Origin of the sequence: Novosphingobium rhizosphaerae (assembly GCF_050920675.1) — a bacterium.
GTDB classification, from domain to species: domain Bacteria; phylum Pseudomonadota; class Alphaproteobacteria; order Sphingomonadales; family Sphingomonadaceae; genus Novosphingobium; species Novosphingobium rhizosphaerae.
Genome location: NZ_CP137861.1, coordinates 2,697,400 through 2,711,331 on the forward strand (window position 1 = coordinate 2,697,400; position 13,932 = coordinate 2,711,331).

14 protein-coding genes and 3 tRNA genes are annotated in these 13,932 nt (G+C 66.2%); 11 read left to right on the top strand and 6 right to left on the bottom strand.

Annotated elements, in window-relative coordinates; all coding sequences use genetic code 11:
- The first annotated feature begins 14 nt into the window (after positions 1-14).
- From R9J51_RS12330 to R9J51_RS12345, 4 genes are all read left to right on the top strand, one after another.
- Positions 15-91: transfer RNA gene (locus tag R9J51_RS12330), tRNA-Pro, on the top strand.
- A gap of 119 nt (positions 92-210) precedes the next feature.
- Positions 211-1,176, top strand: coding sequence for a thymidylate synthase (gene thyA / locus R9J51_RS12335; RefSeq protein ID WP_179504608.1), 966 nt, complete (start codon positions 211-213; stop codon positions 1,174-1,176).
- Between the two features lie 118 nt (positions 1,177-1,294).
- A tRNA-Asp gene (locus R9J51_RS12340) sits at positions 1,295-1,371 on the top strand.
- Between the two features lie 132 nt (positions 1,372-1,503).
- Positions 1,504-1,580, top strand: a tRNA-Asp gene (locus R9J51_RS12345).
- An 89-nt stretch (positions 1,581-1,669) separates the two neighbouring features.
- On the opposite strand, the gene R9J51_RS12350 is transcribed toward R9J51_RS12345, so the two are convergent.
- The 4 genes from R9J51_RS12350 to R9J51_RS12365 form a co-directional block, all read right to left on the bottom strand.
- Positions 1,670-1,909, bottom strand: a complete 240-nt coding sequence (locus R9J51_RS12350; RefSeq protein ID WP_179504609.1) for a DUF2842 domain-containing protein — start codon at positions 1,907-1,909, stop codon at positions 1,670-1,672.
- Complete coding sequence (locus tag R9J51_RS12355) at positions 1,909-2,544, bottom strand: 5-formyltetrahydrofolate cyclo-ligase (protein WP_179504610.1); 636 nt, start codon at positions 2,542-2,544, stop codon at positions 1,909-1,911. Before R9J51_RS12355 ends, R9J51_RS12350 begins: the two co-directional genes overlap by 1 nt.
- Positions 2,545-2,700: 156 nt before the next feature.
- Positions 2,701-3,051, bottom strand: coding sequence for a cell division protein ZapA (locus R9J51_RS12360; protein ID WP_246865896.1), 351 nt, complete (start codon positions 3,049-3,051; stop codon positions 2,701-2,703).
- Positions 3,052-3,106: 55 nt separating this feature from the next.
- A complete protein-coding gene (locus tag R9J51_RS12365) occupies positions 3,107-3,382 on the bottom strand; it encodes a hypothetical protein (RefSeq protein ID WP_168554733.1) in 276 nt (91 codons plus the stop codon).
- A 248-nt stretch (positions 3,383-3,630) separates the two neighbouring features.
- On the opposite strand from R9J51_RS12365, the gene tkt reads away from it, so the two are divergent.
- The 4 genes from tkt (at position 3,631) to R9J51_RS12385 (ending at position 9,021) form a co-directional block, all read left to right on the top strand.
- Entirely contained in the window at positions 3,631-5,598 is a 1,968-nt protein-coding gene (gene tkt / locus R9J51_RS12370) for a transketolase (protein ID WP_179504611.1), read from the top strand.
- Positions 5,599-5,666: 68 nt separating this feature from the next.
- Positions 5,667-6,674 (top strand): type I glyceraldehyde-3-phosphate dehydrogenase, encoded by a 1,008-nt coding sequence (gene gap, locus R9J51_RS12375; protein ID WP_169474314.1) that lies wholly within the window; start codon positions 5,667-5,669, stop codon positions 6,672-6,674.
- Positions 6,675-6,767: 93 nt separating this feature from the next.
- The gene (locus tag R9J51_RS12380; protein ID WP_179504612.1) at positions 6,768-7,964 is read left to right on the top strand and encodes a phosphoglycerate kinase; all 1,197 of its coding nucleotides are present in this window, start codon (positions 6,768-6,770) and stop codon (positions 7,962-7,964) included.
- 154 nt (positions 7,965-8,118) lie between these two features.
- Entirely contained in the window at positions 8,119-9,021 is a 903-nt protein-coding gene (locus R9J51_RS12385) for a fructose bisphosphate aldolase (RefSeq protein ID WP_179504613.1), read from the top strand.
- Here the strand turns inward: R9J51_RS12385 and R9J51_RS12390 are convergent.
- The gene (locus tag R9J51_RS12390; protein WP_179504614.1) at positions 9,011-9,373 is read right to left on the bottom strand and encodes a hypothetical protein; all 363 of its coding nucleotides are present in this window, start codon (positions 9,371-9,373) and stop codon (positions 9,011-9,013) included. The genes R9J51_RS12385 and R9J51_RS12390 overlap by 11 nt on opposite strands.
- A gap of 91 nt (positions 9,374-9,464) precedes the next feature.
- Between R9J51_RS12390 and thiE the strand changes: the two genes are divergently transcribed.
- The 3 genes from thiE to R9J51_RS12405 all read left to right on the top strand — a co-directional run bounded on the left by thiE (position 9,465) and on the right by R9J51_RS12405 (position 13,440).
- A complete protein-coding gene (thiE, locus tag R9J51_RS12395; RefSeq protein WP_179504615.1) occupies positions 9,465-10,163 on the top strand; it encodes a thiamine phosphate synthase in 699 nt (232 codons plus the stop codon).
- 122 nt (positions 10,164-10,285) lie between these two features.
- On the top strand, positions 10,286-11,395 hold the full coding sequence (locus R9J51_RS12400; RefSeq protein ID WP_179504616.1) for a L,D-transpeptidase family protein: 1,110 nt from the start codon (positions 10,286-10,288) through the stop codon (positions 11,393-11,395).
- Between the two features lie 80 nt (positions 11,396-11,475).
- Positions 11,476-13,440, top strand: coding sequence for an OPT family oligopeptide transporter (locus tag R9J51_RS12405; RefSeq protein WP_168554741.1), 1,965 nt, complete (start codon positions 11,476-11,478; stop codon positions 13,438-13,440).
- Positions 13,441-13,444: 4 nt separating this feature from the next.
- On the opposite strand, the gene R9J51_RS12410 is transcribed toward R9J51_RS12405, so the two are convergent.
- Positions 13,445-13,849: a hypothetical protein gene (locus R9J51_RS12410; RefSeq protein ID WP_179562280.1), complete on the bottom strand. Its 405-nt coding sequence runs from the start codon at positions 13,847-13,849 to the stop codon at positions 13,445-13,447.
- Positions 13,850-13,932 lie beyond the last annotated feature (83 nt).

Consider the following 13,932-nt stretch of genomic DNA (forward strand, 5'->3'; position numbering starts at 1 on the left):
CGAACCGCTCCGGTCGGGGAGTAGCTCAGCCTGGTAGAGCACTGTCTTCGGGAGGCAGGGGCCGGAGGTTCGAATCCTCTCTCCCCGACCACTTATTCTTCCTGTTATGCAGGACGATGAAAAAGCCGGCGCCATGCCGGCTTTTTTCGTTTCCAGCGTCGTATCGTGTCCCGATTTGACCTTTGCGCTGGCGCACCTAAGGCTGAGGCTATGACCAGCCTGACCGAATCCCGCACCGACCACTTTGAATGGCAATACCTTGACCTGATGCGCCAGATCTGGACGCAGGGGGACGAGCGCATGGATCGCACCGGCGTTGGCACCCGCGCGGTGTTCGGTGCGCAGTTGCGGTTCGATCTGTCGGACGGGCGGGTGCCGCTGCTGTCGACCAAGCGGGTATTCTGGAAAACCGCCACGCGCGAATTCCTGTGGTTCCTGACCGGCGACACCAATATTCGCGCGTTGTGCGCGCAAGGGGTGGAAATCTGGACCGACTGGCCGCTCGATCGCTATCGCCGTGAAACGGGCGAGGCGATCAGCAGGGCCGATTTTTCGGCACGGGTCGTGGCCGATGCCGCTTTTGCCGCGCAATGGGGCGATCTTGGCCCCGTCTATGGCAAGCAATGGGTCGATTGGCCGGTCTATGAGCCGGTGGGGCAGAACGGGGACGGGGGCGTGCTCTATCGCCGCCGCGACCAGGGCGTGAACCAGGTGGCGGACGTGGTCGATAGCCTGCGCCGCAATCCGGGCAGCCGGCGCCACATCGTGGAAGGGTGGAACGTGGCCGAGCTGGACGCGATGGCGCTGCCGCCGTGTCACAAGACCTATCAGTTCCATGTATCGGGCAATCGCCTGTCTTGCGTGCTCTATCAGCGCAGCTGCGACGTGGTGCTGGGCCTGCCGTTCAACCTGTGGGGCGCGGCGCTGTTCGTGCACATGCTGGCCCAGCAGTGCGATCTGGAGGCGGGCGAGCTCGTGTGGATGGGCGGAGATACCCACCTCTATCTCAACCATGCCGACCTGATCGCGGCGCAGTTGCAGCGCGTGCCCAGTGGTGAAGCGCCGCGGCTGATGATCGGACGCCGGCCCGAATCGATCTTTGCCTATGCGATCGAGGATTTCGCCGTGGAAGGCTATCATCCCCAGGGGCACCTGGCCGCGCCAGTGGCGGTTTGATCGCCCGATGTTTGTTGGCGCAGGCGTAAATTTCCACAGCTTGCTGCGAAAATTCTGCATGACCCTTTGTTGACACCCGCCGCCGCCCGGCATAGAGGCGCCTCACCCCAAGGGAACTGCGGGTGTAGCTCAGTTGGTTAGAGTGCCGGCCTGTCACGCCGGAGGTCGCGGGTTCGAGCCCCGTCACTCGCGCCATTCCCTTGGGTAAGGTATTGTTGGTCAATGAAAACCTTGCTCGAACAAGGTTTTATCGCCAGGGCCGGGAGCGGCAGTTTGGCAGTTGACAGGCAAGACCGGGCGCCTTAGAGGCGCAAACCCCAAGGGTACGCGGGTGTAGCTCAGTTGGTTAGAGTGCCGGCCTGTCACGCCGGAGGTCGCGGGTTCGAGCCCCGTCACTCGCGCCACTTGGTGGTTTTCAAAAAGGCTTCCTGCGGGAAGCCTTTTTTGTTTGCGGTGTCCGTATTTGCGCTGCGTTAGGCGGTGTGCCTGGGGCTCAGCCCCAGCGGCCGGTTTCCATCCAGATCAGGAAGCGGCGCAGCGGCAGCAGCCATGCCGTGCCCAGCACCAGATAGACCGGCACTTGCGCCAGCACGGGCAAGCGCCCGATCCATCCGCCCAGGGCCATCACCACGCCGGCATAGATGGCCAAGGCCGCCAGCAGCACCAGGATACCCACCGGCTTGCGCCAGGTGGGCGGGGGTGGCGGGTTGAAGTGCGGGCGCTGCGGGTCCATCAAAACGGCCCGTAGAGCCGGGTGGGCGTAACCACGGCGCGCAAGGGAATGTCGTGCGCTTCTGCGGGTAGGCTTTCCACGCACTGCGCGTCCCAGGCCATGCCGATCGGCACTGCCTGTGGGTTCGCTTCCAGCCAGCGGTCATAATGCCCGCCGCCCTGGCCCAGGCGCTGGCCTTGCGCGGTAAAGCCCACCAGCGGCACGAACAGCACGTCGGGCGTGGCTTCGGGCGCATCGGCGGCCGGCTGCAGCACGCCCCAGGGATCGGGTTCCAGCACGTCTTCCAGCGGCGGGATCAGCCACTGGCGAAACTGCATCGGCGCGGCCCGATCGGCAAACCAGGGCAGGGCGACGGCATGGCCGGCTTCATGGAAAAACGTGGCATAGCTCGCGGCGGGCGCTTCCCACGGGCTGGCGTTGTACAGCGCGATGGTGGAGGCGGGGGGCACCAGCGCGAGCAGCGGCGCGGGCGGGCGGCGAAACAGCAGCGCGCGCGTGCGCGGATCGAGCGCCTCGACATGGGCGCGGCGGCGCGCGCGCAGATCCTTGCGCAGGGCCTGCTTGGCCGCGATGGCTTGCGCTGCGGCCTTTGCGGCCTCTTCCGGCAGCGTGGATGGGGGTGACGGGCCCACCATGGGTCGTTCTCCGGGAAAATCCTCTGACGCCTCAACGTCAGGTGGGGACCATGTGCCTGTGCCAGGGCCCAGGTAGGGACAGCCCCCTTGGATTTGCTTATAGCCTCAGGGATGTTTCATGCGGCGCGTGCCGGGCAGAACCCGTCACTGCGCAATCTAGGCATTCGTGGCGTCGGGCTCAAGGGGTGGTGCCAGTTTATGCGCCAGGTTTTCCACCCGCTCTGCCAACCGCGCCACGCGGGCGACCAGTTCGGGCGAGGGCGCCGCGGGCGGTGCCGGTTGTGGCGCCGGCGCTGGGCGGCTGTGCGCCTCGTGCAGTTCGTCGGCCAGCATGAGCGAGGCGAACAGCAGCATGCGCGCTTCGCCCTGGGTGGCGACGTTGCCCATGCGTCGCACGCGATCGTCGATCATGCGGCCAAGCATTTCCACGTGGGCCTCTTCGCCCGCAGCCACGGAAATGGTGAGCGACCGGCCACCAATCGTCAGAGTCACATTGGTCATCTGCATGGTCGTCGTCGTTCCCCCTGGCCTCTGGCCTTGGTGCTGCTGCCGCGCGTACCGGTTATTGCGGCAGGCTGGACAGCAACAGGTCCAGCTGCTGCAATTCCTCGGTCACGCGTTCGCGCAGCTTGCGGTGGCGCGATTTGAGCTCGGTGAGTTCGGCCTGGGCGGCCCGTTCTTCCTGCGCAGTGGCGGTGCCCTGTGCATCGGCCTGCTGACGCGCCACGACCTCTTCCAGCCGCGTCAGCGCCAGTTCCACCCGTTCGATCGCTGAAAAGAGATCGCCGTTTTCAACTGGCGCAGTGCCGTCTGCCGAATTGCCGTCCAAGATTGCCATGATTCTTGCGGTATCACACTGGCTGTTGGCTGCAAGTTCCCCTGTGTATAGATCGGGGTGCATAGATCGGGCCTACATGCGGTCTTGGCCGCAGATTGCGCTGTCAAACGCGGCTACCTGGCGTACCGGGCGATTTGTTCGGTCCCTTGTGCTTGACGCTGGCAAGCCGGGGAACCAAAGAGGCCGCGATTTCCCCGAATCAGACGCGCCCGTGCGCCGGGCGTGTGAGTAAGGACACCAACCCGAATATGACAAGCGATCCGACCGCGCTGGCACCCATGGCCAACGCGATCCGTGCGCTGGCGATGGACGCGGTCCAGGCAGCGGAATCCGGCCATCCTGGCATGCCGATGGGCATGGCAGACGTTGCCACGGTGTTGTGGTCGCGCTTTTTGAAGTTCGATCCCACCGCGCCCAAGTGGGCCGATCGCGATCGCTTCGTGCTGTCGGCGGGCCATGGCTCGATGCTGCTTTATGCGCTGCTCCATCTGTCGGGCTATCAACAGCCGACGATGGATGACATCCGCAATTTCCGCCAGCTCAACAGCCCCTGCGCCGGCCACCCGGAAAACTTCCTGCTGCCCGGCGTGGAATGCACCACCGGCCCGCTGGGCCAGGGCTTTGCCATGGCCGTGGGCATGGCGATGGCCGAACGCCACCTCAACGCCCAGTTCGGCGACGACCTGGTCGATCACCGCACCTGGGTGGTGGCCGGCGATGGCTGCCTGATGGAAGGCATCAACCACGAAGCGGTGGGCCTGGCCGGCACGCTGGGCCTTGGGCGCCTGGTCGTGTTGTGGGACAACAACAAGATCACCATCGACGGGGATACTTCGCTCTCGACCAGCGAAGATATCCTCGCTCGCTACCGCGCCAGCGGCTGGCACACCGAAGATTGCGACGGTCACGATTTCGCCGATATCGAGCGCGCGATTGCCGCCGCGATGGCCGATGATCGCCCCTCGCTGATCTCGTGCCGCACGGTGATCGGCAAGGGCGCGCCCAACAAGCAGGGCGGCCACAACGTCCACGGCGCGCCGCTGGGCAAGGACGAGATTGCCGCCGCGCGCGAATATCTCGGTTGGACGGCCGCGCCGTTCGAAATCCCCGCAGACATCCTCAGCCATTGGCGCGCCACGGGTGACGCTGGCCGCGATCTGCGCGCCGAATGGGAAGGGCGCCTGGCTGCCAACCCGCAAGGCACCGAACTGATGCGCCGCATGGCGGGCGAACTGCCCTCGGGCGAGGAAGCCGGCCTGGCCTTCGGCGAATGGCTGGGCAAGACCCAGAACATCGCCTCGCGCAAGGCGTCGGAACTCGCGCTTGAAGTGCTCACCCCGCTGGTGCCCGAAATGGTCGGCGGCTCGGCCGACCTGACCGGTTCCAACAACACCAAGACCAAGGCCACCACGCCGTTCGGCCCGGCCGACTATGCCGGCCGCTATGTCTATTACGGCATTCGCGAATTCGGCATGTCGGCCGCGATGAACGGCATGGCCTTGCATGGCGGGATTATCCCGTACGGCGGCACGTTCCTGGTCTTTGCCGACTACTGCCGCAACGCGATCCGCATGTCTGCGCTCCAGCACGCGCGGGTGATCTATGTGCTCACGCACGATTCCATCGGCCTGGGCGAGGATGGCCCCACGCACCAGCCGATCGAAACGGTGATGAGCCTGCGCATGATCCCCAATCTCCAGGTGTTCCGCCCGGCCGATGCGGTGGAAACCGCCGAATGCTGGAACCTGGCGCTGGCTTCGCCCACGACGCCGTCCGTCCTGGCGCTCACCCGCCAGAACCTGCCGCAGCTGCGCCACGATGGTGCGATGCTCAGCGCGCAGGGCGCCTATCGCCTGGTTGCCGCCAGTGCCGCGCGCAAGGTCGTGCTGCTGGCCACCGGTTCGGAAGTGTCCATTGCGGTTGACGTGGCCAAGGCGCTGGAAGACAAGGGCATCGGCGCCGACGTCGTGTCGATGCCAAGCTGGGAACTGTTCGAAGCTCAGGACGAAGCCTACAAGGCAGACCTGATCCCGGCCGACGTGCTCAAGGTCTCGATCGAGGCGGGCACCACGTTCGGCTGGCAGAAGTATGTCGGCGATGGCCTGGCCATCGGCATCGACAGCTTCGGCGCTTCGGCCCCGGCCCCGGTGCTTTACGATCACTTCGGCCTGACCGCGGCCAAGATCGTGCCGCAAGTTCTCGAACGGCTCGGGTAATCGCCCGGGCCGCTCGGCCTCTCATCATGCCAATCCATTCGGTGTCTTCAATTCGAAGGAGTAAGACCATGGCGACCAAGGTTGCAATCAACGGTTTCGGGCGTATCGGCCGCAATGTGGCGCGTGCCATTCTCGAACGGCCCGACTGTGGCCTGGAACTGGTCGCCATCAACGACCTGGCCAGCGCCAAGGCCAATGCCCTGCTGTTCAAGCGTGACAGCGTGCATGGCGCCTATCCGGGCACTGTCGAAGTGGACGGCAACGACCTGGTGATCGACGGCAAGCGCATCAAGGTGACGGCCGAGCGTGACCCGGCCAAGCTGCCGCACGCCGAACTCGGCATCGACATCGCGCTCGAATGCACCGGCTTCTTCACCGATCGTGAAGGCGGCCTCAAGCACATCGAAGCTGGCGCCAAGCGCGTGCTGATCTCGGCCCCTGCCAAGAACGTCGATCTCACCGTCGTGTTCGGCGTGAACCACGACAAGCTGACCGCCGATCACCTGATCGTGTCGAATGCTTCGTGCACCACCAACTGCCTGGCGCCGTTTGCCAAGGTGCTCAACGATGCCATCGGCATCGAACGTGGCCTGATGACCACGGTGCACAGCTACACCAACGACCAGAAGATTCTCGACCAGATCCACTCCGACCCGCGCCGTTCGCGCGCCGCGGCGATGAGCATGATCCCCACCACCACCGGTGCCGCGCGCGCCGTGGGCGAAGTGCTGCCCGAACTCAAGGGCAAGCTCGACGGTTCGGCGATCCGCGTGCCGACCCCCAACGTCTCGGTGGTGGACCTCACGTTCCAGCCCAAGCGCGACACGACCAAGGAAGAAGTCAACGCGCTGCTCAAGGCAGCGGCCGAAGGCCCGCTCAAGGGCGTGCTGGCCTATAGCGAAGAACCGCTGGTCTCGATCGACTACAACCACGATGCCCATTCCTCGACCGTCGACAGCCTGGAAACGGCCGTGATCGATGGCAAGCTGGTGCGCGTGCTGTCGTGGTACGACAACGAATGGGGCTTCTCCAACCGCATGGTCGATACGGCCGGCGCGATGGGCAAGCTGATCTAATCGCCTGAAATGCGAAGGCCCGGCCCCGCGCGTCTGCTTTGAGAGCAGCGGCGGGTGCCGGGCCTTTTCCTTGTGGAACAGGGGTATAGCGCCATGACTTTCAAGACTCTCGATGATCTGGGCGATGTCGCCGGCAAGGCCGTGCTGGTGCGCGAGGATCTCAACGTGCCGATGGCCGACGGCCAGGTGACCGACGATACCCGCCTGCGCGCGGCTGTGCCGACGCTGACCGAACTGGCCGACAAGGGCGCCAAAGTGCTGATCCTGGCCCACTTCGGCCGCCCCAAGGGTGAACGCAGCGAAGCCAACTCGCTCCGCCAGGTCGTGCCCGCGCTGAGCCACGTGCTGGGCCGCCCGGTCGCTTTCATCGACGATTGCGCCGGCGAAGCGGCGGTTGCTGCGGTGGCTGCGCTCGACAACGGCACCATCGCCGTCCTGGAAAACACCCGCTTCCACAAGGGCGAGGAAAAGAACGACCCCGATCTGGTCGCGGCGATCGCCGCGCTGGGCCAGGTCTATGTCAACGATGCCTTCTCGGCCGCGCACCGCGCCCATGCTTCTACCGAAGGCCTGGCCAAGGCCCTGCCGGCCTATGCCGGGCGCGCCATGCAGGCCGAACTCGAAGCGCTGGAAAAGGCGCTGGGCAAGCCGGTGAAGCCGGTCGCCGCCGTGGTTGGCGGGGCGAAGGTTTCGACCAAGCTCGACGTGCTCAAGCACCTGGTGTCCAAGGTCGATCACCTGATCATCGGTGGCGGCATGGCCAACACGTTCCTGGCCGCGCGCGGCGTGGACGTGGGCAAGTCGCTGTGCGAGCACGACCTGACCGGAACTGCCGAGGAAATCCTCGACAATGCCGACAAGGCCGGCTGCACCGTGCACCTGCCCTATGATGTCGTGCTGTCCAAGGAATTCGCGGCCAATCCGCCCAGCCTGCGCACCGCCAACGTGCACGAGGTGGGCGCCGACGAAATGATCCTCGACGTCGGCCCGGCAGCGGTCGAAGCGCTGGGCGATGTGCTCAAGACCTGCCGCACGCTGGTGTGGAACGGGCCGCTCGGCGCGTTCGAGATTGCCCCGTTCGATGCCGCCACGGTGGCCCTGGCCAAGACCGCAGCCGCGCTCACCAAGGAAGGCTCGCTGGTGTCGGTCGCCGGTGGCGGAGATACCGTCGCGGCGCTCAACCACGCTGGCGTGGCGGCCGATTTCTCATATATCTCAACTGCTGGCGGCGCTTTCCTCGAATGGATGGAAGGCAAGGAACTGCCCGGCGTGGCCGCCCTGGAAGCCTGATCGCAACTTTTTTGCAGGCGCGTGTTGCAGTGCAGCGCGCGCCTGTTTATTGCGTGGATGTGCATAGGTATGCGCGGCCAGATTCGCCACCTGCCAGATAGCCCTTTCCACGGCGGCGCCTTGGCGTTGCTCACCCAGATCCACAGGACCGATCATGAACCACGCTGAAATGACCGAAAAGATGGCTGCCGGACATGGCTTTATTGCCGCGCTGGACCAGAGCGGCGGTTCGACGCCCAAGGCGCTCAAGGGCTATGGCGTGGAAGAAAGCGCCTATTCCAACGACGAGGAAATGTTCGGCCTGATCCACGAGATGCGCAGCCGCATCATTCGTTCGGCCGTGTTCAACGGCGACAAGGTGATCGGCGCGATCCTGTTCGAACGCACGATGGATGGCACGGTCGATGGCAAGCCCGTTCCCAGCGCGCTGATCGAAAAGGGCGTGGTGCCGTTCATCAAGGTGGACAAGGGCCTGGAAGACGAAGCCAATGGCGTCCAGCTGATGAAGCCGATGCCCGAGCTTGACGCGCTGGTGGCGCGGTCAAAGGCGCTGGGCGTGTTCGGCACCAAGGAACGCTCGGTGATCCACTCGGCCAATGCCGAGGGCATTGCCGCCGTGGTCAAGCAGCAGTTCGAAGTGGGCCTGCAGATCCTGGCCGGCGGCCTGATGCCGATCATCGAGCCTGAAGTGAACATCAAGAGCGAAACGCGCGAAGCCTGCGACACCATCCTGCGCGACGAGATCCTCAAGGCGCTCGATGCCCTGCCCGAAGGCACCCGCGTGATGCTCAAGCTGTCGCTGCCCAAGGTTCCGGGCACGTTCGATGCGCTGGTCGATCATCCGGCAGTCCTGCGCGTGGTCGCACTGTCGGGTGGCTATGCGCGTCCGGAAGCCTGCGTCGAACTGTCCAAGAACCGCGGCATCATCGCCAGCTTCAGCCGCGCGCTGCTCGAAGACCTGCGTTATCAGATGAGCGAAGCGGAATTCGACGCGGCGCTCGGTGGCGCTATCGACGAAATCTTTGCCGGCTCGACCCAGAAGCTGGTTACGGCCTGACCGCACTGAAATGAAACCGCCATGCGCCCGGCAGGATCCGCCTGTCGGTGCGCTTGGCGGGATCGGCGCTGTCCAGCACCACGCCCGCAGCGTCGGGCTTGCGCAGTTCCAGATTGCGCATGTCGCGTCCCACGCGCGCTTGCACGATCAGCCGGCCAGCCACGATGCAGCGGGCGTTTTCCGGGCAGCGACTGTCTTCCACCACGGCCAGCGGGCGCACGGTCAGCGCACCGACGCGCGTGGTTTCGCCCAGCCGCGCCATGCCATCGCTGCGCGGCTCCTGCGGCAGCGTGGCACAGGCGCCAATCGCGATCAGCGATAGCAGCGGCAAAAGCGGGGGCAGGGTCCTCATGGACCATGCAATGCGCTGCAACAGACGCGGTTCCCGGCGGTTTTGGCGCAAAAAGTGGACGCGCGAGGGCGAAACGGTTAGGGGCAGCGCCATGACCGACCTTGCCAGCCAGCTGTACCTGATTTCGCCGCTCGACGTGGGCGGCACCTTTGCCGATCGCCTGGCCCGTGCGCTCGACGGCGGGCCGGTGGCGGCGTTCCAGTTCCGCGTCAAGGATGTGGACGAGCACACGGCCGCCAAGCTTGCCGATCCGCTCCAGCGCATTTGCGCGGATCGCGACGTGGCGTTCATCGTCAACGATTCGATCAGCCTGGCCAAGCGTCTTGGCGCCGATGGCGTGCACCTGGGACAGGACGATGGCAGCGCGGCCGACGCGCGCCAACGCCTGGGGCGCGACGTGCAGATCGGCGTGACGTGCAACAACAGCCGCCACCTGGCGATGGAAGCGGGCGAGGCTGGCGCCGATTACGTGGCGTTCGGCGCGTTTTATCCCAGTGGCACCAAGGAAACCAAGCACCGCGCCGCGCCCGAACTGCTCGCCTGGTGGTCGGCCGTGTTCGAATTGCCCTGTGTTGCCATCGGCGGGATCACCCAGGAAAATTGCGCCCCGCTGGTAACCGCCGGCGCCGATTTCCTGGCCGTGAGCGGGGCAGTTTGGGCCAATGCCCAGGGGCTTGACGAAGCCGCCGCGGTGGCGGCTTTCGCACGCGCGATCGGCGATGCGCCGCCGCGCAGCACCGAAGGCCTGGGCGACGTTCGCGCGGACGACGCCGACGTCGAGGCGGACTGACCTGCGCGACCGCGTTTGCGCGGGAACCTGGGAACCATCGCGGAACGTGTTGATTGTGGCGTGGCAATGCCGCGCCACGCCTGCCGTCCTGCGGCCTGACTGACCCCTTGCACGGAGACCCGATGACACGCGAACGCCGGCTTGCCGCTTCCGCCTTGATTTCCCTCGCTGCCCTGGCCCTTGCCACTTCTGCCTGCAACCGTTCCGCGCCCGATACCGCGTCCAGCGACGCAGCGAGCGCCACAGCCGCGCTGCCCGGCGCCGACAGCATGGCGTCGGACGATGCCGGCCCCGGCGAGGCGGCGGGCATGCACGACGATCGGCCTCGTCCCGAAATGCAGGCCCAGGTCCTGCTCGAACGGGCCGGCTTTGCACCCAGCGTGATCGACGGCACGATCAACCCATCCACGCGCAACGCCCTGCGCGCGTTCCAGCAGGCCAATGACCTGCCCCAGACCGGGTTGCTCGACGATGCCACGCGCGCGATCCTGTCGCGCCAAAGCAATGTCCCCGCCACGCGCATGGTGACCATTCCGGCCAGCTTTGCCGCGGGCCCCTTTGCCCCGTTGCCGCACGATCCCGCCGCCCAGGCCAAGCTGCCCGCGCTTGGCTATGCCAGCCTCGATGAAAAGCTCGCGGAGCGGTTCCACACCACGCCCAAAGTGCTCCATGCGCTCAACCCCGGCGCGCCGCCGTTTGCCGCCGGGGCCAAGCTGCGCGTGCCCAATGTCGGGGCCGACGCGATCGATCCTGAACAAGTGGCCGATCCTGCCTGGCGCCAGACCCTGGCCGATCTTGGCGTGGGCACCGATGAACCGCATGCCGCCCGTATCGTGGTGAGCCGCAAGGCCGGCACGCTTTCGGTCTATGATGGGCAGGGCGCGCTGGTCGCGCTGTTCACCGTCACCACTGGATCGGCGCACGATCCGCTGCCGCTGGGCAACTGGAAGATCTACGGCGTCGATCACAATCCCAAGTATCATTTCAATCCCGACTTGTTCTGGGACGTTTCCGATAAAAAGCCCGATGCCCTGTTGCCGCCTGGCCCCAACAGCCCGGTGGGCGTGGTGTGGATCGATCTGTCCAAGCCGCACTATGGCATCCACGGCACGCCCGAGCCGGCGATGATCGGCCACACCGAAAGCCATGGCTGCGTGCGCCTGACCAATTGGAACGCGGCGCGCCTGGCGCAGATGGTGAGCCAGGAAACCAAGGTGGAATTCGTTGCCTGAGCCTTGGGCCTGATCTTCCTTTTGCCGCCGCGCCGTGCCACACCGCGCCATATAGCCAGGTTGGCGGCAAGAAGGATGCAATGGTGGCAAGCGGTAGCAATCCCAGCGAATTGACGGCGCGCGAACTAACCTGGCGCGGTGTGGCGCTGGGCGCGGCGCTGACGGTGATCTTCACCGCAGCCAATGTCTATCTGGGCCTGCGTATCGGCCTCACGTTTGCCACCTCGATCCCCGCGGCGGTGATTTCCATGGCGATCCTGCGCCTCTTGCCGGGATCGACCATCCAGGAAAACAACATCGTCCAGACCATCGCCAGCTCGGCGGGCACATTGTCGGCCATCGTCTTCGTGCTGCCGGGCCTGGTCATGGTGGGCTGGTGGACCGGGTTTCCCTATTGGCAATCGGTGGCGGTCATCGCCATCGGCGGCATCCTGGGGGTGATGTATTCGGTCCCGCTGCGCCGCGCGCTGGTGACCGGGTCAGACCTGCCCTATCCCGAAGGCGTCGCGGCGGCCGAAGTGCTCAAGGTGGGTGCGGGCGAGGGCGGCACCGAGGAAAACCGGCGCGGGCTGGCCGCCGTTGCCACCGGCACCGGGCTGTCCGTCGCTTATCCGCTGCTCGCCAAGCTGGGCCTGGTGGCCGAGGAAGCGAGCGGCGTGTTTCGCTTTGCCGGCGGCGCAACCACGGCGGGCGGCGGCCTTTCGCTGGCGTTGATCGGGGTGGGGCACCTGGTGGGCCTGGCCGTGGGCCTGGCAATCTTGACCGGCGTGATCATCGGCTTTGGCGTGCTGCTGCCGATCTACACTGCCGGCGGTCCGCCCGCTGGCACCGAACTGGCCGATTTCGTTTCGACCGTGTTTCGCGCCAAGATACGCTTCATCGGCGCCGGCACCATCGGCGTTGCCGCGATCTGGACCTTGCTGCGCGTGATCGGGCCGATCGTGCGGGGCATCGCCGGGGCGCTGGCGGCCAGCCGTGCCCGCGCGGCCGATGGCTATGCCGGCTTGGCCCTGACCGAGCGCGACCTGCCGATCGGGCTGGTTGGCGGCACCATCCTCGTGCTGATGGCGCCGATCGCGCTGCTGCTCGCCAATTTCGCCAGCAGCGGCCCCGTGGCCGAGCATCTGGGCACCACGCTGCTGGCGGCGGTGGCCTATGTCCTGGTGGCAGGTGTCGTGATCGCTTCGGTCTGCGGCTATATGGCCGGCCTGATCGGCGCTTCGAACAGCCCGATCTCGGGCGTGGGCATCCTTGCCGCGCTGGGCATTGCGCTCGTCCTGCTCGCGCTGTTCGGGCACCTGGCCGATCCCGCCGCAGGCAAGGCGCTGGTCGCGTTCGCACTGTTCGTCACCGCGCTGGTGTTTGGCGTTGCAACCATTTCCAACGACAACTTGCAAGACCTCAAGACCGGCGAACTCGTCGGCGCTACGCCTTGGCGGCAGCAGGTGGCGCTGGTGCTGGGCGTGGTGTTCGGCGCGGTGGTGATCCCGCCGATCCTGACGCTGCTCAACGGTACGTTCGGCTTTGTCGGCGCGCCCGGTGCCGGCCCCAATGCGCTGGCCGCGCCCCAGGCCGCGCTGATTTCCGCGATTATCCAGGGCGTCCTGGGCCAGGGGCTCGATTGGAACCTCATCGCGCTCGGTGCGGCGATCGGCGCAGGCGCCATTGCCATCGACGAGGGGTTGCGCGCCACCGGCCGGGGCTCGTTGCCGCCACTCGCCGTTGGCATGGGCATGTACCTGCCGATGCCCACCACCCTGCCGGTGGTGCTGGGGGCCGTGCTGGGCCATCTCTACAACCGCTGGGCCATGCGGCAGGCCGATCCTGCGCTGGCCGAGCGCATGGGCGTGCTGACTGCAACGGGCCTGATCGTGGGCGACGGGCTGTTCAACATTGCCTTTGCCGCCATCGTTGCCGGCAGCGGCAAGGCCGATGTGATGACCGTGCTGGCCAGCAATCCCTGGGCGATGCCGCTCGGGCTTGTCCTGTTCGGTGCTATCGTGGCCTTTGCCTATGCCCGCATGGCGCGGGGCGGGCGGGCCTGAACGCTCAATTGGCGCCGTTCACCGTGGCTTCGGGCGCGTCGGCAAAGCCGCCACTGGCCGCGCCCTTGCGGGAACAGCGCACGCCGGTGCGCTTGCCATGGGCATCGAGCTGCAGGACCGTGTTGGGCCCTTGCGCTTCGTAGCTGTGCCCGTTGAGCGGGCCGGAAGTGAACACCATGGCCCTGCCCAGCAGCAGATAGGTGCCGCCGCCCTTGCCATCGGGCGTGCGATAGCTGGAATCGGGCGTGATGCGAAAACCTTCGCCCGGCACCTGGCGCGGCTGGGCCGCAGCGTCACCGGGGTATTCGCAGGTCCAGTGGCCATTGTGCAAGGTGGCAAGGTCGCCGCCGGGAGCGGCGCTGGCCGGGGTGGGGGCCAGCGATGCGGCCAGCATCAGGGCCATGGCCATGAGGGGGGCCGCCAGGGAAGCATTGCAAGCGCGCAGGGTCATGGCCGCAGGGGCTAGCATGCAACAGCGGCTTGAAGCAATCG

Coding starts and splice junctions, on each gene's coding strand:
- tkt (WP_179504611.1), top strand. CDS start 3,631: ATGACAAGCGATCCGACCGCGCTGGCACCCATGGCCAACGCGATCCGT.
- R9J51_RS12360 (WP_246865896.1), bottom strand. CDS start 3,051: ATGCAGATGACCAATGTGACTCTGACGATTGGTGGCCGGTCGCTCACC.
- R9J51_RS12410 (WP_179562280.1), bottom strand. CDS start 13,849: ATGGCCATGGCCCTGATGCTGGCCGCATCGCTGGCCCCCACCCCGGCC.
- R9J51_RS12400 (WP_179504616.1), top strand. CDS start 10,286: ATGACACGCGAACGCCGGCTTGCCGCTTCCGCCTTGATTTCCCTCGCT.
- R9J51_RS12385 (WP_179504613.1), top strand. CDS start 8,119: ATGAACCACGCTGAAATGACCGAAAAGATGGCTGCCGGACATGGCTTT.
- gap (WP_169474314.1), top strand. CDS start 5,667: ATGGCGACCAAGGTTGCAATCAACGGTTTCGGGCGTATCGGCCGCAAT.
- R9J51_RS12380 (WP_179504612.1), top strand. CDS start 6,768: ATGACTTTCAAGACTCTCGATGATCTGGGCGATGTCGCCGGCAAGGCC.
- R9J51_RS12405 (WP_168554741.1), top strand. CDS start 11,476: ATGGTGGCAAGCGGTAGCAATCCCAGCGAATTGACGGCGCGCGAACTA.
- thiE (WP_179504615.1), top strand. CDS start 9,465: ATGACCGACCTTGCCAGCCAGCTGTACCTGATTTCGCCGCTCGACGTG.
- R9J51_RS12355 (WP_179504610.1), bottom strand. CDS start 2,544: ATGGTGGGCCCGTCACCCCCATCCACGCTGCCGGAAGAGGCCGCAAAG.
- R9J51_RS12390 (WP_179504614.1), bottom strand. CDS start 9,373: ATGAGGACCCTGCCCCCGCTTTTGCCGCTGCTATCGCTGATCGCGATT.
- R9J51_RS12365 (WP_168554733.1), bottom strand. CDS start 3,382: ATGGCAATCTTGGACGGCAATTCGGCAGACGGCACTGCGCCAGTTGAA.
- R9J51_RS12350 (WP_179504609.1), bottom strand. CDS start 1,909: ATGGACCCGCAGCGCCCGCACTTCAACCCGCCACCCCCGCCCACCTGG.
- thyA (WP_179504608.1), top strand. CDS start 211: ATGACCAGCCTGACCGAATCCCGCACCGACCACTTTGAATGGCAATAC.